The 22,179-nt window shown below is 71.1% G+C and carries 15 protein-coding genes; 8 read left to right on the top strand and 7 right to left on the bottom strand.

Features of this window, described 5'->3' with window-relative positions; all coding sequences use genetic code 11:
- The first annotated feature begins 6 nt into the window (after positions 1-6).
- The gene (locus D892_RS0117055) at positions 7-1,536 is read left to right on the top strand and encodes an aldehyde dehydrogenase family protein (protein WP_024802404.1); all 1,530 of its coding nucleotides are present in this window, start codon (positions 7-9) and stop codon (positions 1,534-1,536) included.
- Between the two features lie 207 nt (positions 1,537-1,743).
- On the opposite strand, the gene D892_RS0117050 is transcribed toward D892_RS0117055, so the two are convergent.
- Positions 1,744-2,385: a histidine phosphatase family protein gene (locus D892_RS0117050; protein ID WP_369801756.1), complete on the bottom strand. Its 642-nt coding sequence runs from the start codon at positions 2,383-2,385 to the stop codon at positions 1,744-1,746.
- 549 nt (positions 2,386-2,934) lie between these two features.
- Between D892_RS0117050 and D892_RS48575 the strand changes: the two genes are divergently transcribed.
- The 6 genes from D892_RS48575 (at position 2,935) to D892_RS0117015 (ending at position 11,570) form a co-directional block, all read left to right on the top strand.
- Entirely contained in the window at positions 2,935-8,433 is a 5,499-nt protein-coding gene (locus D892_RS48575; protein WP_232236101.1) for a DEAD/DEAH box helicase, read from the top strand.
- Between the two features lie 182 nt (positions 8,434-8,615).
- Positions 8,616-8,813, top strand: coding sequence for a hypothetical protein (locus tag D892_RS0117040; RefSeq protein WP_024802401.1), 198 nt, complete (start codon positions 8,616-8,618; stop codon positions 8,811-8,813).
- 170 nt (positions 8,814-8,983) lie between these two features.
- On the top strand, positions 8,984-9,769 hold the full coding sequence (locus D892_RS0117030; RefSeq protein WP_024802399.1) for a DNA-formamidopyrimidine glycosylase family protein: 786 nt from the start codon (positions 8,984-8,986) through the stop codon (positions 9,767-9,769).
- 105 nt (positions 9,770-9,874) lie between these two features.
- The gene (locus D892_RS46710) at positions 9,875-10,051 is read left to right on the top strand and encodes a hypothetical protein (protein ID WP_156959545.1); all 177 of its coding nucleotides are present in this window, start codon (positions 9,875-9,877) and stop codon (positions 10,049-10,051) included.
- Between the two features lie 221 nt (positions 10,052-10,272).
- Positions 10,273-10,968 carry an FAD-dependent oxidoreductase gene (locus D892_RS41340; protein ID WP_051499088.1) on the top strand — a complete coding sequence of 232 codons (696 nt, stop codon included), beginning with the start codon at positions 10,273-10,275 and terminating at the stop codon, positions 10,966-10,968.
- 29 nt (positions 10,969-10,997) lie between these two features.
- Positions 10,998-11,570, top strand: coding sequence for a TetR/AcrR family transcriptional regulator (locus tag D892_RS0117015; RefSeq protein ID WP_024802398.1), 573 nt, complete (start codon positions 10,998-11,000; stop codon positions 11,568-11,570).
- A gap of 435 nt (positions 11,571-12,005) precedes the next feature.
- On the opposite strand, the gene glpD is transcribed toward D892_RS0117015, so the two are convergent.
- The 5 genes from glpD to D892_RS0116990 form a co-directional block, all read right to left on the bottom strand.
- The gene (glpD, locus tag D892_RS0117010; protein ID WP_024802397.1) at positions 12,006-13,757 is read right to left on the bottom strand and encodes a glycerol-3-phosphate dehydrogenase; all 1,752 of its coding nucleotides are present in this window, start codon (positions 13,755-13,757) and stop codon (positions 12,006-12,008) included.
- A gap of 550 nt (positions 13,758-14,307) precedes the next feature.
- Positions 14,308-15,486 carry a PLP-dependent aminotransferase family protein gene (locus D892_RS0117005; protein WP_024802396.1) on the bottom strand — a complete coding sequence of 393 codons (1,179 nt, stop codon included), beginning with the start codon at positions 15,484-15,486 and terminating at the stop codon, positions 14,308-14,310.
- 195 nt (positions 15,487-15,681) lie between these two features.
- Positions 15,682-16,947, bottom strand: coding sequence for a hypothetical protein (locus D892_RS43740; RefSeq protein ID WP_156959544.1), 1,266 nt, complete (start codon positions 16,945-16,947; stop codon positions 15,682-15,684).
- Between the two features lie 74 nt (positions 16,948-17,021).
- Positions 17,022-18,116 carry a hypothetical protein gene (locus tag D892_RS0116995; RefSeq protein ID WP_232236100.1) on the bottom strand — a complete coding sequence of 365 codons (1,095 nt, stop codon included), beginning with the start codon at positions 18,114-18,116 and terminating at the stop codon, positions 17,022-17,024.
- 297 nt (positions 18,117-18,413) lie between these two features.
- The gene (locus D892_RS0116990) at positions 18,414-19,817 is read right to left on the bottom strand and encodes an NAD(P)H-quinone dehydrogenase (RefSeq protein ID WP_024802393.1); all 1,404 of its coding nucleotides are present in this window, start codon (positions 19,815-19,817) and stop codon (positions 18,414-18,416) included.
- A gap of 158 nt (positions 19,818-19,975) precedes the next feature.
- On the opposite strand from D892_RS0116990, the gene D892_RS0116985 reads away from it, so the two are divergent.
- Entirely contained in the window at positions 19,976-20,455 is a 480-nt protein-coding gene (locus D892_RS0116985; RefSeq protein WP_024802392.1) for a gamma-glutamylcyclotransferase, read from the top strand.
- 324 nt (positions 20,456-20,779) lie between these two features.
- On the opposite strand, the gene D892_RS41330 is transcribed toward D892_RS0116985, so the two are convergent.
- On the bottom strand, positions 20,780-21,922 hold the full coding sequence (locus D892_RS41330; protein WP_036568987.1) for a M20 family metallopeptidase: 1,143 nt from the start codon (positions 21,920-21,922) through the stop codon (positions 20,780-20,782).
- Between the last annotated feature and the right edge of the window lie 257 nt (positions 21,923-22,179).

The raw sequence follows: 22,179 nt of genomic DNA, 5'->3' as shown, positions 1-22,179 counted from the left end.
CACAGCATGACATCGGCACTCACCGCCCCCGATACCCGCGAGTTACGCTCCCGCGCCGAACATCTACTGGGCGCGCTGGGCGCCGCCCCGCCCGAACCGGGGCCGCTCTCCGTGCGCACCCCGATTACCGGCGGCGAGCTGGCCCGGCTGCGCCCGAGTTCCGGTGCCGCCGTCGACGACGCTATCGGCAAGGCGGAGGCCGCCTTTCGGGCCTGGCGCACGGCGCCGGCGCCACAGCGGGCCGCGGTGGTGCGGCGGCTGGGGCAGCTACTCACCGAGCACATCGCCGAACTCGGCGAACTGGTGACCCTCGAGGCCGGCAAGATCGGCGCGGAGGCGCGCGGCGAGGTGCAGGAGATGATCGACGTCTGCGAGTTCGCGGTGGGGTTGTCGCGCCAGCTGTACGGGCGCACCATGGCCTCGGAACGGCCCGGACACCGGCTGATGGAGACGTGGCATCCGCTCGGTGTCGTCGGGGTGCTGTCCGCGTTCAACTTCCCCGTGGCGGTGTGGTCGTGGAACACCGCGATCGCGCTGGTGTGCGGAGACACGGTGGTCTGGAAGCCTTCGGAGACAACGCCGTTGACCGCGCTGGCCTGCCATGCGCTGGTACGGCGGGCGGCGGCCGACGTCGGCGCCGATCCGGAGATCCATCAGTTGATCGTGGGCGCCGCGGAGGTGGGTGAGCGGCTCGTCGACGACGACCGGGTCGCGCTGGTGAGCGCGACCGGTTCGGTGCGCATGGGGCGCACGGTGGGGCCGCGGGTGGCCGGCCGGTTCGGGCGCTGCCTGCTGGAACTCGGCGGCAACAACGCCGCCGTGGTGACGCCGTCGGCGGATCTGGAATTGGCCACGCGCGGTGTGGTGTTCGCCGCCGCCGGCACCGCCGGGCAGCGCTGCACCACGCTGCGGCGGCTGATCGCGCACGCCGATGTCGCCGGGCCGCTGCTGCACCGGATCGAGCACGCGTACGGGCAACTGCGGGTGGGCAATCCGCTCGACGACGGTGTTCTGGTGGGGCCGCTGATCGACGGCCGCGCGTACACGGCGATGCGGGAGGCCGTCGGCCGCGCGATCGACGACGGCGGCGAATTGGTCTGTGGTGCGGAGCGAGTCATGGTTGCCGGGGAGGATTCCTACTATGTGCGGCCCGCGATCGTGCGGATGCCCGCGCAGACGGCCGTGGTGCGCGAGGAGACCTTCGCGCCCATCCTGTACGTGCTCACGTATCACGACTTCGAGGCCGCGATCGCGCTGCACAACGGTGTGCCGCAGGGCCTTTCGTCGGCCGTCTTCACCGGCGACCAGCGCGAGGCCGAACGTTTCCTGGCCGCCGACGGCTCCGACTGCGGCATCGCGAACGTCAACATCGGCACGTCGGGCGCCGAGATCGGGGGCGCCTTCGGCGGCGAGAAGCACACCGGCGGCGGCCGAGAATCCGGCTCCGACGCATGGAAGGCCTACATGCGCCGCGCCACCAACACGGTCAACTACTCCGCGGATCTCCCACTGGCCCAGGGCATCCGGTTCGGCTGACCCACCTCGCGCGTACCTGTCGGCCACTCTCGCAGAGGCAGCGTCCGGGCGTCACGACAGCAACGCGATCACGCACGCAGACACACCATCCAGACACCACGACAGCCCAGCTCGATCACGCACGCAGAGGCAGCGTCCGGACATCACGACAGCGCAATCCGACCACGAACAGACACACCATCCAGACACCACGACAGCGCAGACCGCTCACGCGCGCAGGCGCACCGTCCAGACATCGCGACAGCGCAGACCGGTCACGCTCCCCGGCGGAATATCGATGCGCCAGAACGATTTCGCGGGTGCGTCGAGCGCGACGAGCAGGGCGGCGCGGATGACGGCGGGATGGGTGACGGCGATCGTCGGCGTCCCGTCCGCGGCGATGTCGCTCAGCCACTCCCGGACCCGCTCGATCACATCGATGACCGCCTCACCGCCGTGACCGCGGAACGCCGGGTCGGTGAGCCAGGCGTGCAGTTCGTCCTCGGGCACCGAGGTCAGCTCGCCGCCGCGCCAGGTTCCGGCGTCGAGATCGCGCAACCGCTCGTCCTCGTCTCCGGCCAGGCCCAGCAGCGAGGCGGTTTCGAGGGTCCGCCGTTCGGGGCCGGTCAGCACCCGAGCGCCGGGCAAGCGGTCGTAGGAGGTCATGGCGTTGCGGCCGCCCTCGGTCAGCGGCTCGTCCCCCGGAAACCGCGCCTTCCGCATCGCCTCGGTCACCCCGTGGCTGACGAGATCGACGCGGACCACCTGCTGCACGAACCGAAGCCTACGGCCCGCCGGACCGGACGGCACGGCCACCGCGACACCGATCTGCCACGTGCGCTCGCACATCCCGTCGGACTGGATGCGCACGGGCCTGATCCGCAGTGTGGTACCCACGGCGTCGGCGGCGACAGGAGCTGCCCGGCGGCGGGCGGGCGCCGCATGTGCGGAGCACCCGGGCAGAGGATGTGGGCCGCCGCTGTGGCCGAGCCCACCAGCGATCACGGGCCGCAGCAGCCGCCGGGCGTGACATCGGTCCACGCGACACCGGGATCACACCGAGCGATCGGCGCCGGGTGGTTCGTGTGACGGTTTCTCGAACACCGCGCCGGGGACAAGAGCCGTGGCGGCCCACCGGCCATCCGCACGACCGCCGGTGCGGACGTCCGCCACCGGCTCGCGGGCCGCCGAGCATCCTGTTCGGCCGAGTCGGCCGGCCGCCGCGCTCGCACCCTGCAGCGCCTGGCAGCCGGGTTGTGGCCGCCTTTCGAACGGGTCGTCTCCTGTGCCGTCGGATCGCGAGCGTCACCGCGAGGGCGAACGCCGTGGGCGGCACCACTGTGCCGCAGCGCGCAGCGCCCGGGACCGAGGCGGAACTCGCTCGGTCCAGGTGTCGGTGCCCCGGTGCACACTGGGGCCATGGACCAGTTCTCCCGACCCACCCAGGAGTGGTTCGACGGCGCGTTCCCGGCGCCGACGGCCGCGCAGCAGGGTGCGTGGAAGGCCATCTCGGCCGGGGAGCACACGCTGGTCATCGCGCCGACGGGTTCGGGAAAGACGCTCTCGGCGTTCCTGTGGGCGATCGACAGGCTGGCCACCCGCGAGCCCGCCGACGGTCCGCGCAAGACCTCGGTGCTCTATGTCTCGCCGCTCAAGGCGCTGGCGGTGGACGTGGAGCGCAATCTGCGGTCGCCCCTGGTCGGCGTCACCCAGACGGCGAAGCGGCTCGGGCTCTCGCCGCCGGAGATCACCGTCGGCGTCCGCTCCGGCGATACCGGCGCCGCCGCCCGGCGCTCGCTCCAGCGCACCCCGCCCGACATCCTGATCACCACGCCGGAGTCGCTGTATCTCATGCTGACCTCGGCCGCTCGGGAGACGCTGAGCGAGGTGCACACCGTGATCGTCGACGAGGTGCACGCCATTGCCGGATCCAAGCGCGGCGCGCATCTGTCGTTGTCGCTGGCCCGGCTGGACCGGCTGACCGAGCGCCCGGCGCAGCGGATCGGCCTGTCGGCGACGGTGCGGCCGCCGAAGGAGGTCGGTCGTTTCCTGGCCGGCCCGGCGCCGATCACCATCGTGTCGCCGCCGGCGCCGAAGACGTTCGACCTCTCGGTCCGGGTGCCGGTGGCCGACATGACCGAGCCGGACGAGTCCGGTGAGTCCGACCGCCCCGGGTCGATCTGGCCCCATGTCGACGCCGCGATCGTGGATCTCGTTCTGGCGCACCGCTCCTCGATCGTATTCGCGAACTCCCGGCGCCTCGCCGAGCGGCTGACGGCCCGGCTCAACGAGTCCTATGCCGAAAGCCTCGGCGAGACCGTGGATCTCGAGCACGAGGTGCCCGCGGAGATGGGCACGCCGAGCGATGTGACGCACGGCGGCTCGGCGCTGCTCGCCCGCGCCCACCACGGCTCGGTCAGCAAGGAGCAGCGCGCGCTGATCGAGGACGACCTCAAGAGCGGCCGGCTGCGCTGCGTGGTCGCCACCAGCAGCCTGGAGCTCGGCATCGATATGGGTGCGGTGGACCTGGTCGTGCAGGTGGAGGCGCCACCGTCGGTGGCCAGCGGGTTGCAGCGGGTCGGCCGGGCCGGGCATCAGGTCGGGGAGATCTCTCGCGGGGTGATCTTCCCGAAGCATCGCACCGACGTGATCCACTGCGCGGTGGCGTCGACGCGGATGGCGGCGGGACAGATCGAGGAGTTGAAGATTCCTGCGCATCCGCTCGACGTGCTGGCCCAGCAGACGGTCGCGGCCTGCGCGCTGGAGCCCCTCGACGCCGACGCCTGGTTCGAGACCGTCCGGGGCACCGGCAGTTACGCGGCGCTGCCGCGCTCGGCCTACGAGTCGGTGCTGGACCTGCTGTCCGGCCGCTATCCCTCCGACGAGTTCGCCGAGCTGCGCCCGCGAGTGGTCTGGGACCGCGATGCGGGCACGGTGACGGGGCGCCCCGGCGCGCAGCGGCTGGCGGTCACCTCCGGTGGCGCGATCCCCGACCGCGGCCTGTTCCCGGTGTTCATGGTCGGAGAAAAAGCCTCACGCGTAGGCGAACTCGACGAGGAGATGGTCTACGAGTCGCGCGTCGGCGACGTATTCGCCCTGGGCGCCACCAGTTGGCGCATCGAGGAGATCACGCACGACCGAGTCCTGGTGACACCGGCCTTCGGGCTCCCGGGCCGACTCCCGTTCTGGCACGGCGATTCCCTGGGCCGCCCCGCCGAATTGGGCGCCGCCCTGGGCGAATTCGTGCGCACCGCGGGCCGGGCGGTGGAGCGGGCACCCGCCGCCCAGCTGGACACGCTGATCCGCGCGGCCGCCGATCCGCACACCGCATTCGGCCCGAATCACACGGTGGAACAAGGCATGACCGCCGCCGGGCCGGGACAGCGGGGCGAAACCGGCGTCGATCCGGGGCAGGGCGTCACCACCGAGGCCGTATCGGACCGCCCACGCGGCGACCAGCACGGCGACGAGCAAGACACCCCCGAGACGGCATCGGCACAGAGGCCGCGAACCAGCGGGAACGCCGGGCGAAACGTCGAGTCCGACCAGAGAAAAGGCAGTATCCGCGATACCGAGGCCGGCACCGCCCCGGACTTCGAAGAACCGAACAAATACGGTGCGGGAGAGCATATTTCGGCCGGATCCGCACCCGGCCGAGAACGGGACGATGCGCAGGGACATCCCCCGGGTGGCCGGCGGCGAAGGGATGAGCCCCGGGCGGCGGAACAGTCGAACGGCTCGGCGCCGGGAGCGTCGGCTCGGGCAGCCGCTGCGGCCCGGCCGGCGACGCGTGGGCAACGGCGTGCGCCGGGCGCGAAGTCCGCCGGTTCCGACCTCGCGGAGCTCGAGCAGGTCGTGCACGCGGCAGGGCTGGACGATTTCGCCACCGCGAACCTGGTGTCGCTGCTGGCCGACCAGCGACAGGCCACCGGGCATCTGCCGACCGACCGCACGCTGCTGGTGGAGCGCTTTCGCGACGAGCTGGGCGATTGGCGGCTGATTCTGCACTCGCCGTACGGGTTACCGGTGCACGCGCCGTGGGCGCTCGCGGTGGGGTCGCGGCTGCGCGAGCGGTTCGGGGTGGATGCCGCGCCGACGGCCTCCGACGACGGGATCGTGGTTCGCCTCCCGGATACCACCGACGATCCGCCCGGGGCCGAGCTGTTCGTCTTCGAACCCGACGAGATCGATGAGCTCGTCACCGAGCAGGTCGGCAGCTCCGCCCTGTTCGCCTCCCGGTTCCGGGAATGCGCCGCACGGGCGCTGCTGCTGCCGCGCCGCGATCCGGGCCGCCGTGCCCCGCTGTGGCAGCAGCGGCAGCGGGCCGCGCAACTGCTGGACGTGGCGCGCAAGTTCCCGGATTTCCCGATCCTGCTGGAGACCGTGCGCGAATGCCTGCAGGACGTCTACGACCTGGCGGCGCTGCGGGACCTGCTGAGCAGCGTGGCCCGGCGCAAGCTGCGGCTGGTGGAGGTGGAGACGGCGGCGCCGTCGCCGTTCGCGAACGCGTTGCTGTTCGACTACATCGGGCAGTTCATCTACGAGGGCGACAGCCCGCTGGCCGAACGCCGGGCGGCCGCGCTGTCGCTGGATTCCTCGCTGCTCGGCGAGCTGCTCGGGCGGGTGGAACTGCGCGAACTGCTGGACGCCGACGTGCTCGAGCAGACCGAGCGCGAATTGCAGCGGCTGACACCCGAACGCCTCGCCCGCGACGCCGAGGGCCTGGCCGACCTGCTGCGGCTGCTGGGCCCGCTCACCGCGGCCGAGGCCGCCCGGCGCTGCGACGGCGACCCGCGGCCGTGGTTCGAGGAGCTGTCGAGTGCCCGTCGCGCCCTGGAGGTTTCGTTCGCCGGCGAGACCTGGTGGACGGCGGTGGAGGATGCTTCGCGGCTGCGCGATGCGCTGGGCGTGCCGCTGCCGATCGGCACGCCGGCCGCCTTCGTCGAGCCGGTCGCCGACCCGCTCGGCGACCTGGTCGGCCGGTACGCGCGCACGCACGGGCCGTTCGGCCTGGACGCGGTGGCCCACCGGTTCGGGATCGGCACGGCGGTCGCCGCGACCGCGCTGCATCGGCTCGCGCACGAGAAACGCGTCGTGGAGGGCGAATTCACGCCCGGGGCGGCCGGCGCCGAATGGTGCGACAGCCAGGTGCTGCGGCGGCTGCGACGGCGCTCCCTCGCCGCGGCGCGCAAGGAGGTGGAGCCGGTCGCGACGGCCGCGTTCGCGCGGTTCCTGCCGCCGTGGCAGCATGTCGGCACCGGCGACCTGCGCGGCGTCGACGGTGTGGCGGCGGTGGTGGAACAGCTTGCGGGCGTGCCGATTCCGGCATCCGCCTGGGAGTCGCTGATCCTGCCGTCGCGGGTGCGCGACTACTCCCCCGCCATGCTCGACGAACTGATGGCGACGGGCGAGGTGGTCTGGTCCGGGCACGGCCCGATCACCGCCAAGGACGGCTGGGTCGCCCTGCATCCGGCCGACCAGGCCGCCCTCACCCTGCCCCCACCCGACGACATCGACTTCACCGAAACCCAGATCCAGCTGCTGCTGGCGCTGGGGGCAACGGTGATTCCGGAATCGACTGCCTCGCAGAGCCAGGCCACCGAACCGGGCCGGTTCCGGCAGGCGGCCGGGCCGGCGAATTCGCCGGATCAGCGCACCGACTCCAGCGGGGAAAATGTTGCAGCGCAGCATGATTCGGTACCGCAGCGGGACCGCCCCGACATCGGCCGTGCGGACCGACCCGGCGGCACGACCGAAACACCCGCGCCTCCCACCGGCAACCGCCGACCGACCGAAACCGGCGCCGGGGCTACCGGTCGGGACCGCCCCGATCCCGGCCGCTCAGGAAAGCCGGACACGACAACGCCCTCCGGCGATAGCGGCGATACGTCACCGGCACCCGGCAGGCACGCATCGCACCGCCGAGACGCCGACCGCCGGGATACGGACGCGACAACAACCTCCGGCGACGCCGCCGGTCGCGTTCACGTGCTGCCGGGGACGGGTGGGGCGTACTTCTTCCGGCAGCTGTCGGATGCCACCGGTCTGCTCGACGATGCCGCGGTGGCGGCGGCACTCTGGGAATTGGTGTGGGCCGGCCACGTCACCGGCGATACATTCGCACCGGTGCGGGCATTGTTGTCGGGGACCACACGCAGCAGCACCGCGCACCGCACGCCGCGGCGGACACCGCGCGGCCGAATGTATCTGCCGCGGGCGAACATGCCGTCGCGGACCGGGCCGCCGACCGTGGCCGGACGCTGGTCGCTGCTTCCGGAACGGGTATCGGACAATACGATTCGCGCACACGCCACGGCCGACCTGCTGCTGGAACGGTACGGGGTGCTCACTCGCGGGGCGGTGCAGGGCGAGGGCGTACCCGGCGGATTCGCGCTGATGTACCGGGTGCTCACCGAATTCGAGGACCGCGGCCGCTGCCGCCGCGGCTATTTCGTGGATTCGCTCGGCGGCGCGCAGTTCTCCACGACCGACGTGGTCGACCGGCTCCGCACGTTCGACACCGACCGCACCGAGCGGACCTCCGGCGGCGCGCTGGCGCTGGCCGCCTGCGATCCCGCCAACCCGTACGGCGCGACGCTGCCGTGGCCCAAGGGCCCCGAGGGCGGCGGTCATCGACCGGGCCGCAAGGCGGGCGCCCTCGTCGTCCTCGCCGACGGCGATCTCGCCCTGTACCTGGAGCGAGGCGGCAAGACATTGCTCACCTTCACCGAGGATCCCCAGGTCCGCGCCCGGGCCGCTACCGCCCTCGCCGACCTGGTCCACCACCGCCGCGTCGACTCGCTCGTGATCGACCGCGTCGACGGAGACTCCGTGCACGGCAACACCTTCGCCACCTTCCTCACCGAGGCGGGATTCGCCGCCACACCCCGGGGATTCCGCCTACGGAGCAAGCCGTGAACCAGTCCACGGTAGACAGCCCGCACGGCGCCGCCGAGAACACCGTCGGTCCCGCAGCCGAGCACAGGCCGAGTCTCATCGCGCGGCACCACCCGAACGTGCCGCCGAGCACATCACCGGCCCCACGGAGCGAGCCGTGCACCACGACAACGCCAACCGTCGCACGAGTTCGGTGAGCGGCCATGCCGGAAGGTGATGTCGTCTACCACACCACCGAACGACTACGCGACACACCGGCCGGAAAACCACTGACGCGCAGTAACTTCCGGCACCGCACGAACCTCGCCGCCGAGCACATAACCGGCCCCGCGGAGCTGGCCGTGCACCACGACAACGCGACCCATCACACGAATCCGGTGAGCGGCCATGCCGGAGGGTAATGTCGCCTACCACACCACCGAACGACTCCGCGACACACCGGCCGGAAAACCACTGACGCGCAGCGAATTCCGGCACCGCACGAACCTCGCCGCCGAGCACATAACCGGCCCGGCGGACCAAGCCGTGCACCACGACAACGCGACCCGTCGCACGAATCCGGAGGGTGGCCGTGCCGGAGGGTGATGTCGTCTATCGTACGGCCGAACGGCTGCGCGACGCGCTGGCCGGGAAGACGCTGACGCGCAGTAATTTTCGCGTTCCCCGGTACGCCACGCTGGATCTGCGCGGGCAGCGGGTCGACAGTGTCGGCAGCTACGGGAAACATCTGTTCGTCCGGACCCCGAGCGTGTCCATTCACACCCACCTGAAGATGGAGGGCGAGTGGCGGGTCTTCCGGCCCGGGCAGCGTTGGACCAAGCCGGGATTCACCGCGCGCCTCGTGCTGTCCGCCGAGGACGCCGAGGCGGTCGGGTTCGCCCTCGGCCAGGTGGAGGTGCTGCGCCGCGCCGACGAGCACACCGCGATCGACCATCTCGGCCCGGACCTGCTCGGCCCGGACTGGGATGCGGCGGAAGCGACCCGGCGGCTGGCGGCGCACCCCGATCGACCCATCGGCCTGGCGCTCCTGGACCAGCGCAATCTGGCGGGGATAGGCAATATCTATCGCAGCGAGGTCTGCTTCCTGTGCCGCGTTCACCCGGCCACGCCGGTCGCCGAGATCGCCGACCTTCCGGAACTGGTCGCGGAGGCCCACCGAGTCCTCGACGAGGCAGCGCACGGCCGGCCCTGGCGGCCGCTGGCCTACGGGCGGAATCGGCAACCGTGCCGGCGGTGCGGTACCGGGCTGGTGGTCCGGCTGCTGGGCGACGACACGGCGGCGCGGTCCGAGCGGGGCATCTATTTCTGCCCGCGCTGCCAGCCGGAACCCGGCCGCGGCGGCACCTCTCCGGCCTGAGGTATCCGCAGGTGGCAGCTCTATTTGCCATTCAGTTGCTAACATTTCAACCACTGCGTCCGACACCCTCAGCGACGATCGGAATCACAATGCAGGAGCGTGCGGATGACGGCGACGATGGACCGGCGGCGATTCGTCGGCATCGCTACCCAACTGCTCGTCGCGGCCATCGCGATCGCCGTGACGGCCCTGTTCTCCTGCGTCCTGCTGCAACAACATCCGCAGAGCAGCGTCACCCGGCCCAGCGGCCAGGCGCCCCCGGCCGCCACCTCGCCACCGTGACGCTTACTCGTCCACGGTCTACTCGCCGGGCCTGACCAACCGGCGCCGACGACCACGCCGACGCCGTCCCGAGAACGGCACGTCGCACGCCCGGGGTCGGGACCCCTCGATCTCGCCGAATCGTTTGACCTCGCGGCACAACTCGCTTCCGCGATGGGCGACGATCCGCGTCGGTATGTGGTCATCGGAGGTGGTCTGGCCGGACTCGCCGCGGTCGTCTGGTGGCGGAGGCCGGTAAGCAGGTCACCGTGCTGGAACGGCGCACCCGGCTCGGCGGGCGCACCCGGGCGATGCGGGTCGAATCGGTGGACGACGTTCCCGACAACGGCCGGCATGTGATCGCCAGCGGCTATATGCACCTGTTCCGCTACCTCGACAGCATCGGCACCAGACAGTTCGTCGCATTTCCCAGGGGCGGGACGCTGCGCTGGCCGGACGGCCGCAAGGCGGACGTGCGGACCACCGGCATCCGCGCGGTCCGGACCCTGCTCGGCGTCCACCCGGACATGAGCCCGATCGACCGGCTCCGATCCGCGCGCGCCACACTGCGACTCGGCTGGCAATGCCTGCGCCGGCCGGAGGATCTGGCCGATCTCACCACCGAACAGTGGTTCCAGCGGGTCGGCATGCCGGCCGCGGCGCGGGAGGCGCTGTGGGACTGGATGGCACTGAGCATCGCCGCCGAACCGGTGCAGCGGGGATCGGTGGTTGCGGCACAGGTGGTCAAGATGCCCAAGGCGACCTTCTCCCAGGTGCTCGGCACGCACGGACTGCGGCAGCCGCAGCGGACGTCGGTTCCGACGCTGGTGCCGGCCGGCGACTGGACCGCCACCGACTGGTCGGCCACGATGGAAAGTGCCGTGCAGAGCGCCGCGCGAGCCGTGGACCTGCTGCTCGAGCTACCGTCGGAGCCGTGACCGCCGAGCGCCCCACCGTCAAACGCCGCATGTCGGCCGCCGGCCGGCGTGCTCAACTGCTGGACGTGACCCGGGATATCGTGGCCGCCGAGGGCTTCACCGCCGTGAGCATCGACCGGGTCGCGCGCGCCGCCGGCGTCACCCGGGCCGTGCTGTACCAGCAGTTCACGGATCTGCCAGGTCTGGTGACGGCGCTGCTGGAACGCGAGCGGGCCATCGCACTGGCCGGTGTGGACAGCGTCGACCGGCCGGTGCCCGAGGACGACGTCGATGCCGTCGGTCGCGGCATCCTCGCGTATCTCCATGCGGCACCGGTGAGTTGGCGCATCATCCTGCATCCGCCCGACGGCGCGCCACCCGGACTGCGCGAGCACATCGAACTCGGCCGCGCGTACGCCCGCCGGGTGAGCGCCCGCCACCTGTCCCGCGTCGCCGGTATGCCGGTCGATCCGGACGGCCCGACGTCGCGAATCCTGTTGTCCGCCATAGAGGAGCTGGCCCGGCTCCACCTCGACGACCCGGCCGCCTATCCGGACGACCTGGTGCTGCGATATCTCCGGTCGCTCGTCGCCTGGGCCGCACATCTCGAAACCATGGGCTGATCGGACTCGACGGTCGGCACCGATGCAATCCCCGCCGACCCCGGTGACCATGTCGCGCCACCGATATCGTGCGCCCGTCGCGCCCACCTCGGCACGGTGCCCGCAGGCCCGGGCACCGGGCCGGCACCGACCAGCCACCAGGAGGACGCTTCTATACCGCGAGACCGACAGGCTGGTACTCGAACGAGTCCACAGTCGGTAGCGCTGATCCGTTGCGGTGGCGGGAAAGTCGTTGTAGCCAAGGTGTCGACCGGCACCATCGACGACGCCTTGCCGGTCGGCCGCGCGTGCGACTCGTACCCCGTCGGGCCGGATCGACCGGCCGGAACAGGAAAGCCACTCCGACCGCTGGTCGGCACGAACCACCGGCCGGTCGGCACTAGGACGGATATCCAGCGGCGATCCGAACACCTTGGCCCGCAACCGAATCCGCGCTCACCCTTCGGACGGTACCGGCTCCAGGATCTCGGGGCGCGGTTCCGGCGCCGCCGCCCGCAGCGCGTCGGCCGCGGCATCGTCGGGCTGGGTCTGCGAGCGGATCTCCGCGTCGACCCGCGCGTTGTAGGTGTCGACCTCCCGGGTGATCTCGGATTCCTTCCAGCCCAGCACCGGCGCCATCAGGCGCGCCACCTCGTCGGCGCAGTCGACCCCGCGGTGCGAATACTCGATGGAGATGCGGGTGCGGCGGGCCAGGACATCGTCCAGGTGCAGCGCGCCCTCCGCGGCGGCCGCGTACACCGCCTCGACCCTCAGGTACGTGGGCGCCGCCGTGATCGGTTGCAGCAGTTCCGGTGCGCCCGAGGCGAGGTCGAGGACCCTGGTGATCAGCGAACCGTAGCGATTGAGCAGATGTTCGACCCGATAGGGATGCACATTGTAGGTTTCGGCCAGGTGCTGGGTCTGATTCAGCAGCGCGAAGTAGCCGTCGGCGCCCAGCAGCGGCACCTTGTCGGTCACGGTGGGCGAGACGCGCTGCGGAATATCTTGTGCCGCGGCGTCTACCGCGTCGTAGGCCATCACCCGGTAGGTGGTGTACTTGCCGCCCGCGATGGCTACCAGCCCGGGGGCGATGCGCGCGACCGCGTGCTCGCGCGACAGCTTCGACGTCTCGTCGCTCTCCCCCGCCAGCAGCGGCCGCAGGCCCGCGTACACGCCCTGGATGTCGTCGTGTGTCAGCGGCGTGACCAGCACCTCGTTCACCCGGGCCAGCAGGTACTCGATATCGGCCTCGGTCGCCGCCGGGTGGGCGAGATCGAGGTTCCAGTCGCTGTCGGTGGTTCCGATGACCCAGTGGTTACTCCCCCACGGGATGACGAACAGCACCGAGGTCGGGGTGCGCAGGATCAGCGCGGTGTCGCTGGCGATGCGGTCGCGCGGGACGACGATGTGCACGCCCTTGGAGGCGCGGACGTGGAAGCGGCCGCGCAGGTGCGACAGCGCCTGGATCTCGTCGGTCCACACGCCGGTGGCGTTGACGACGACATGTCCGCGCACCTCGGTGGTGCGGCCGTCCTCGCTGTCGCGCACCTTCACCCCGACCACCCGGTCGGCCTCCCGCAGAAAACCGACCACCTGGGTGGAGGTGCGCACCACCGCGCCGTAGTGGGCGGCGGTGCGGGCCACGGTCATGGTGTGGCGGGCGTCATCGACGACGGTGTCGTAATAGGTGACGCCGCCGATCAGCGCGCTGCGCCGCACGCCGGGGGCCAGTCGCAGCGCACCCGACCGAGTCACATGATGTTGTCCGGGAACGGATTTCGCGCCGCCCATGGTGTCGTACAGGACCAGGCCGGAGGCGACGTACGGCCGCTCCCAGATCCGGTGGGTGAGCGGATAGAGGAAACGCAGCGGCTTCACCAGATGCGGCGCAAGGGTTTTCAGGCTCAGCTCGCGCTCGTGCAACGCCTCGCGCACCAGCCCGAACTCCAGCTGCTCGAGGTAGCGCAGCCCGCCGTGGAACATCTTCGACGACCGGCTCGAGGTCCCCGACGCCAGATCGCGGGCCTCCACCAGCGCGACCTCCAGGCCCCGGGTGGCCGCGTCCAGCGCGATGCCCGCGCCGACCACGCCGCCGCCGATCACCACCATGTCGAAGTGGTCCTTGCCGAGCCGCTCCCAGGAGTCCGCGCGCTGCGCGGGCCCCAGCTCACCGGCGGATTGCTCGTGCGGTTGCGTCTTCTCCGTCATCACCGACTCCTCCGAACACCGTCGTTCCGGGTTGTGGATCTGCCCGCTGTTGGTGAAGCTCTCGTCCGGCCGCTCGGGTACAGGCCAGGGAAATCCCGGCCGGGACCGCGCTCGTGACGCACGTCCCGGACTACCCACGAGTAACCAACGCCCACAGTAACCCACACGCAACCCTCCGGGCGATGTGACCTTCCCGCGGTGTCGGCCGGAACCGGAGGAGGAGGACTGCGTGGCGGCACCCGTTCGAGGGCACCGCCACGCGACCGTCCCGGCTACGGGGCCGGAGGAGGCGGGTCGATCACACCCGGCTGCTTCTCCCCGGGCGGAGGCTGCGGAGTCGGACAGGGCGTCGGACACGGATCACCCCCGGCTGCGGATCCGCCACGGCGACAGCCGGAGCCATGAAGGCCGCACCCGCAGCCAGCACACCGACAAGACACTTCGCAATCATGAGTACTCCCCCGTCGTTCGCCTACGACGGTACCAGGAAGGCCCATGACCGCTGGAGCCGAAATAGCCCGGTCCGGACGAAGATTGTTGCGGCAGCGCCCTATTCGCCGACGACCGACGCCAACCGGCCGACGGCCTCGCACAGCGTCGCGGTGTCGGCGGTGGTGAAGCACATGCGCAGGGAGTGGCGGTAGGGCCGGGTGACGGCGAAGGCCGAGCCCGGGACGTAGGCGACGCCGTGGTCGATGGCGCGCGGCAACAGATCCGCCGTGTCGGTGCCGTCGGTGAAGTCGGCCCAGACGAACATGCCGCCGGCGGCATCGGTGCTCACCAGCCGGTGGCCGAGCCGGTCGCGCAGGGCACCGACCAACGCGGCCGCCCGTTCGCCGTAGATCCGGCGGACCTTGTCCACATGCGCCGTCAGCCAGCCGGCATCGGCGAGCAGGTCGGCGGCGATCTGCTGGGTCAGTGCCGAACCGCAGAGATCGGCACCCTGTTTGAGCAACTCCACGCCTCGGCACACCGCGTCCGGGGCGACCATCCAGCCGACCCGCAGGCTGGGCGCCAGGATCTTCGACGCACTGGACAGGCGAATCACCGTGGGCGAGTAGGACGCAACCGGAGCCGGCGCCGAGCCGTCGAACCACAGGTCGCCGTACGGATCGTCCTCGACGACCCAGAACCCGTGCCGCTCGGCCAGTTCCGCCAGCGCACGCCGGCGGTCCGCGCTCATGGTGACGCCGCGCGGATTGTGGAAGCTGCTCACCGTATGCACGAGCGCGGGCCGCTCACCGCGGTCGATCAGTTCGACCAGGGCATCGATCCGCATGCCCTCGGCGTCCAGCGGAACGCCGACGACCCGCGCCCCGGCGGCCCGGAACACCTGCAGCGCACCGACATACGCCGGATCCTCCACCACGACCAGGGCGCCCGGGTCGACCAGCACCTCGGCCAGCAGCGACAACGCCTGCTGCGATCCGTGCGTGACGAACACCTCCTCGACGGGCACCGAGCGATCCAGCCGCGCCGATTCCCGCGCCGCCAGCACGGCGCGCAGCGGCCCCCATCCGGCCGACTCGGTGTACTGCAACCGCGAGCGGTCCGCGAGCGCGGCCTCGGCCGCCCGCGCGATCCGATCGCGCGGCATGAGCTGTTCGTCGGGCAGACCGCCGGCGAGGCTGATGATGTCACCGCGGGCCGTCAGCTTCAGCAGGTCGCGAATCGCGGAGCTCCGCAGGCCGTCCAGACGATGGGCCAGGGGCGGCATGATCGACGACATGGAGACCTCCGAGAGCGGTGCGCGATATCGCTACTCTCGCATATCGCTCTCCAGGATATGAAACCAATATCTCATATTCTGAGACGCTACGAGGTCGCGGGTACACATCCCGAGGCCAGGAAGGCACCGACTGTCCGACCGAGTTCGGGAAATCACACCCGGCTTCCCGGATTCGTCCCGTCGGGAGTCCGCCGCTCAGGCGCTCCGATTGGCGATTCCGGTGATCAGGAACTTGTTGTCACGGTTCTCGACCGTCACCTGCTGCAGGTACTGCGGCGCACCGCCGTCGGGCCGGTATTCGTTGACGTCCACGTAAAACACGTTCGGCACGACCTCTTCGATGCGCAGGCAGTACGTGGTCCCCGACGGCACCTGGCCGTCGATGGCCTCCTGCGCGAGGCCCACCGTATTGGGCACCACGAAGGTGAGCGCCTTGGCGGCGCTGCGATCGACGTAGAACGCGTGCTGGAAGCCGAGAATCGCCGACGCACCGGTCTCCGTACCGCCGGGGCCGTTGCCGATCGTGACCCTGCCGTCGGTTCGGCTGGGGCACGGGATCGAGCCGGTCTCGGACGGCGGCGGGCCCGCGGTCTCCGTCGGAGTGCCGTCGTTGTTGCGGGTGGCGAACACGATCACCGCCGCGATCGCGACGATCACCACGAACGCGGCTGCCAGGCCGCCGAACAGCACACCCAGGTTGCGGCCCGGCTTGTCCGGCTCCGCTTCCGGTTCCGGGCGGGACGGCGCGAGCTTCTTGGCCAGATCGTCGTCGTCCCACAGCGAGGAGGACTCGCGCTGCGGCGCCGGCCGCGCCGCGACCATCTTCTTCGCCAGATCGTCGTCGTCCCACAGCGAGCCCGAGGACTCGCGGGGCGGAGTGGGCACCTGCCGGTGCCGATCCGATCCGCGATCGCCGGACGGATCGACGGGACGCTGCGGCGGGCGCATCGGCGGCGGAGTGGGCGGGCCCTGATGCGTGGGCCGCGACATCTCGGGGCCGGGCTGGGCGGGCCGGGAGACCTCGGGACCCGGCCTGGTAGGCCGGGACATCTCGGGGCCCTGATGCGTGGGCCGCGACATTTCCGGGCCCGGCTGCGCCGGACGGGAGACCTCGGGACCGGCCGCACCGCCCGACTCCGGCGGCAACATCCGGCGGGTCTCCGGTGCCGGGGAACGCGGCGCCTCGGGCGCGGTGCTCGAATCCGGCGCCCGATACTGCGGGGGCGGCGGGGGTACCGGAGGCGCGGTCGGGGCATCGGCGGGCTGCCAGCCCAGATTCGGCCGCTCGGGCACATCCGCCGGGGCCCAGCCGACCCCGGACGAATCACCGGCCGGCGGGCCGAAGTCGTTGAGTGGCGGACCGAATTCACTCAGGGGTGGGCCGAACTCGGACTCGCCCCGGTCGCGCCGACCCGGCCGTTCCGATTCGTCCCGCCTGGCATCGTCTTCGGAGGCCATCACCTACAGTCCCTTCCCCATGACACACATGAGAGGGCGGCCGCGAACGACCGCCCCACATGTCGATTCTGCCTGTGTCAGTTCTGGACCGACCCACTCCACTGCGTGGTAACACCGGCAACACTCGCCGTCTGCGGAGTCCACTCGCCCTCCGGCAGCTTACCAACCTGAGCGGCGGCATCGAGCGCCGCTTCGCCGCCCGGCTGCATCTTGATCCAGCCCTCGACGGCCGCCTTGGCCGCGTTGGCCTGGGTGGTGTCGACGTAGGTCTCGTTGGTGATGTCGTTGAAGCCGGTGGCCGACTTCAGGTCATCGATACCCGTGGTGTGGGTGTAGGTGGTGATCTTGATCTTGTTGGCCTCGATGTACTCGACCGACGCTCCGGCGTCGCCCGTGCCGGTCGGGGTCGAATAGCCCACGGTGCCGACGTAGCCGTCGGCATTGTTGAAGTGGTGGGTGTTGGCCACGTAGCCCGGCACCAGGCCACCGCCGTCGATATTGGCACCGACCTCGCTGTGCGGGCCCTGCATCGGGACGACCGGGGCGGCCGGGGCGTTCTGCAGCCGCGGCGCGCTCCACTGCGGCTCGACCTTCTCCTGCGACGGGGCGTTGTCGGTCAGGGTGTCCATGTTGCCCTGGCCGCCCTGCTCGGGCTGCATCGGACGGACCGGGCGCGGCGTCACCTGCGACTGATCCGGTTGCGGCTGTTCGGGCTTCAGCTGGTCGGCCTCGCCGTTGTCCGGCGCGGGCTGCTCGGGCACCACGGCCGGCTGGGGCGCGTTCTTGTTCTCCTGCCCCGGCACCGGCAGCGGCGCCACCCGCGGCGAGGTGATGCCCGGCTGGCTGGGCGACGCCTGCTGGCCCGGCGCCCGCTGCTCCGGCTGGGGGGCATTCGGGTCGGACGGGGTGGTGACGCCCGGCTGCGGCGTGGTGACACCCGGCTGGTTCGGCGACGGCTGCTGCTGCGGCGCCTGCTGCTGCGGCGTGGGGGCACCCGGCTGCGCTTCCGGCGCCTGGACCTCGTTGGTGCCCGGCTGCGCGGGGGTGGTCGGAACCGCCGGCTGGGCACCCGCCGGCGCCGCCGCGAGGATTGTCGCCACCGCGGCCGCCGTCGCCAATGGCAGGGAGGTGGCCATCGCCCGCGGTGCCCGACTCGGCTTACGATGTGTCACTGTCTGGCAATCCCTTCCCGAGTCCGGCCGCGCCTCATCATGCTCGGCCGATTCAGTTGTCCCTCATCAGATGACAGCCCGGGGGCCGCACGCGGAATTCGGCCCGGGAAGATCGATCCCCCCGTACACGAAATCAATCACACGCCCACCAGTCACATCTCTGCGGGAAGTGAACCATACGAACAAGTTTCAGGCAACAGGTATGAGGGGTGCGCACAGGCGCCGTCCGGACCTGCTCAGCAGGGTGATCGCCGCCACGGCCGCCCGGTCCGGACAGGCCCCGCCGGCCGTCGCCGCTCAGCCCAGATCGTCGTGGCGCATCAGCTGCCGCGCGGCCTCGGTGATCGAGCCCGACAGCGACGGGTACACCGAGAAGGTCTGGGCCAGATCGTTGACCGTCAGGTTGTTCTGCACCGCCATCGCGATCGGCAGGATCAGCTCGGAGGCGATCGGGGCCACCACGACGCCGCCGATCACCACGCCGGTGGCGGGCCGGCAGAAGATCTTCACGAAGCCGCGGCGCAGGCCCGACATCTTCGCGCGCGGATTGGTGTTCAGCGGCAGCATGACCGTGCGCGCGGGCGTATCGCCGTTGTCGATCGCGGTCTGGCTGACGCCCACCGTCGCGATCTCCGGGCGGGTGAACACCGCCGAGGCCACCGTCTTCAGCCGGATCGGCTGCACGCCCTCGCCCAGCGCGTGGTACATCGCGATGCGGCCCTGCATGGCGGCGACCGAGGCCAGCGGCAGCAGGCCGGTGCAGTCGCCGGCGGCGTAGATGCCCGGCACCGAGGTCCGCGACACCCGGTCCACCCGCAGATAGCCGCCCTTGCCGAGTTCGATGCCGATCCGCTCCAGGCCCAGGTCCTGGGTGTTCGGGGTGGAGCCGACCGTCATCAGCGCATGCGAACCGGTCACCGTGCGGCCGTCGGACAGCTTCACCACGATGCCGTCGGCGGTGCGCTCCACCGCGTCGGCGCGGGCCTGCTTGAACAGCTCCACACCGCGTTCCCCCAGCGCGTCCTCCAGGACCAGCGCGGCGTCGGCGTCCTCGCTGGGCATGATGCGGTCGCGGCTGGACAGCACCTTCACCTTGACGCCCATCTCCGTGTACGCCGAGACGAATTCCGCACCGGTGACACCGGATCCGATCACGACCAGGGTCTCCGGCAGTTGTTGGAGGTCGTAGAGCTGGCGCCAGTTCAGGACGCGCTCGCCGTCGGGTTCGGCGCCGGGCAGCACCCGCGGGCTCGCGCCGGTCGCGATCAGCACCACGTCGGCCTCGAGCACCCGCTCCGTGCCGTCGGACAATGTGGCCCGCACCAGGTGGGTGGCCAGGCCGGGGATCTGATCGATGAGCCGGCCGCGGCCGTTGAGGATGCTCACCCCGGCCGCCTGCAACTTGGACCGGATATCGGAGGACTGCGCCTGCGCCAGCGTCTTGACCCGGGAGTTGACCTCCGACAACCGCACCTGCGCCTGCGCCGGATGCAGCGTGATGCCCAAGTCGCGGGCGCGGCGCAGGTCGGTGCGCACGCCGGTGGAGGCGATGAAGGTCTTCGACGGCACACAGTCCCACAGCACGCACGCACCACCGATGCCGTCGCTATCGATCACCGTCACCGTCGCGCCGTGCTGGGCCGCCACCAGCGCCGCCTCGTAACCGGCGGGGCCGCCTCCGATGATGGCAATGCGGGTCATGTGTGTACCTCCGCTGTCGAACCGTCCAACCGGGATCTCCGGATAACCCAACGTTATCCGCCCTGCTCCGCACAGGTACGACCGCACTACCGGTGAGTAGATGACACAAACCCACCGGGGCGAAACCGCGCCGACCGAACACAAGCTACCCTTTCCAGGTGCCGATATACGCCGCCTACGGGTCCAACATGGATCCCGAGCAGATGCTCAAGCGCTGCCCGCACTCCCCGGTGTACGGAACCGGGTGGCTGGAGGGCTGGCGGCTGACCTTCGCCGGCGACGACATCGGCTGGGAGGGTCCGCTCGCGACGGTGGTCGAGGAGCCCGGCTCGCGGGTCTTCGTCGTGCTCTACGACGTCTCCGCCGAGGACGAGCTGAGCCTGGACCGCTGGGAGGGTTCGGACTTCGGCATCCACAAGAAGATCCGCCTCCGCGTCACCTCCGGCCCGGGCGCCGGCGCCGAGCCCGTCCTGGCCTGGCTGTATGTCCTCGACGCCTACGAGGGCGGGCTGCCGTCCGCCCGATACATCGGCGTGATCGCCGACGCCGCGGAAAAGGCCGGCGCCCCAGCCGATTACGTCCACGCCCTTCGCACCCGCAACAGCAAGAACGTCGGCCCGGGCACCTTCGAACTCTGACGCCGCGAGGACCGCGAGCCCACGGTCCTCGCAACACCGCGAGTCTCTGCCGGTCACCCCCACTTCGCCGTGCAGACCCCGCTAGTACCGGGGCAACAAGGTCGGTCTCGAGGGCTCGCGATACGCCGTAACGGGGAGCAAGAACGTCGGCCCGGGCACCTTCGAACTCTGACGCCGCGAGGATCGCGAGCCCATGATCCTGGCAACACCGCGAGTCTCTGCCGGTCACCCCCACTTCGTCGTGCAGACCCCGCTCGTACCAGGGCAACAAGATCGGTCTCGACGGCCCGCGCGATACGCCGTAACGGGAGGACGTGCGGCGTATCAGCGTGCCTGCAGGGCGAGGTTCGTCAGGGTGCGCACGCCGACGTCCAGGGCGCGTTCGTCCAGGTCGAAGGTCGGCTGGTGCAGGTCCAGCTGGGGGCCCTCGCCGCGCCAGACACCGAGGCGGGCCATCGCGCCGGGGACCTCCTCGAGGTACCAGGAGAAGTCCTCGCCGCCGCCGGACTGCGGGGTGTCGGCCAGCGCCTCGGGTCCGAGCGCGCGGATGGCGTCCTCGAACATCCGGGTGGCGTACTCGTCGTTCACCACCGGGGGCACGCCGCGCTTGTAGTTGAGCTGATACCGCACACCGGTCGGGGCCAGCAGGCCGTCGACGATCTCGCGGACCATCGGCTCCAGCAGCGACCAGGTGGCGTGATCGCCGGTGCGGACGGTGCCGGTGAGCATGCCGGTCTGCGGAATGGCGTTGGGCGCCTTGCCCGCCGACACCGCGCCCCACACCATCACGGTGCTGGTGCGCGGATCGATGCGGCGGCTCAGGATCCCGGGCAGGCCGGTGATCACGGTGCCGATCGCGTAGACCAGATCGCTGGTCAGATGCGGCCGGGAGGTGTGCCCGCCGGGCGAGTCCAGCACCAGCTCCACGGTGTCGGCGGCCGACGTGATGGCGCCGACCCGGACACCGACCCGGCCCACCTCCAGCCGCGGATCGCAGTGCAGCGCGAACATCCGCGACACGCCTTCCGCCGCACCCGACGCGACCATATCGATGGCGCCGCCGGGCATGACCTCCTCGGCGTGCTGGAACACCAGTCGCACGCCGACCGGCAGCTCCGGCGCCTCGGCCAGCGCCAGCGCGGTGCCCAGCAGGATGGCGGTATGCGCGTCGTGCCCGCAGGCATGCGACACGCCCGGGACGGTAGAGGCGAACGGAAGACCCGTGTATTCCTGCAACGGCAGGGCGTCCATGTCGGCGCGCAGGCCGATGCGCGGGCCCGCGGGGCCGATATCGCAGATCAGACCGGCGCCGGCGGATAGCTTGCGCGGTTCGAGACCGGCCTTGACCAGCCAGGATTCGATGAACTCGGTGGTGGCGAATTCGGTGCGGGACAGCTCGGGATTGGCATGGATGTGCCGCCGCCACCCGGTCAGGTCCTCGGTGTGCTCGCGCAACCACGCGTCCACCGCCCGGCGCGCGGCCGCCGCGGTGGACGCCCGGGCGGCGCCGTTCGGCGCAGGAGCGCTGCCGTTCGGCGCAGGAGCGCTGCCGTTCGGTGCCGGAGCAGTGCCGTTCGGTGCCGGAGCAGTGCCGTTCGGTGCGGTGACACAGCCGTTGGCCGCCGCGGCGGTGCCGTTCGGCGCCGCGGCGCCCGGGGTTCCCGCGGTCTCCTGCCGGGCCGCTTGCGGTGTGGTCTCCGATCCGTCGGTCGTGCTCACGGCGT

The organism is Nocardia sp. BMG51109 (assembly GCF_000526215.1).
Classification (GTDB): domain Bacteria; phylum Actinomycetota; class Actinomycetes; order Mycobacteriales; family Mycobacteriaceae; genus Nocardia.
This window is presented reverse-complemented; position numbering and strand designations above follow the sequence as displayed.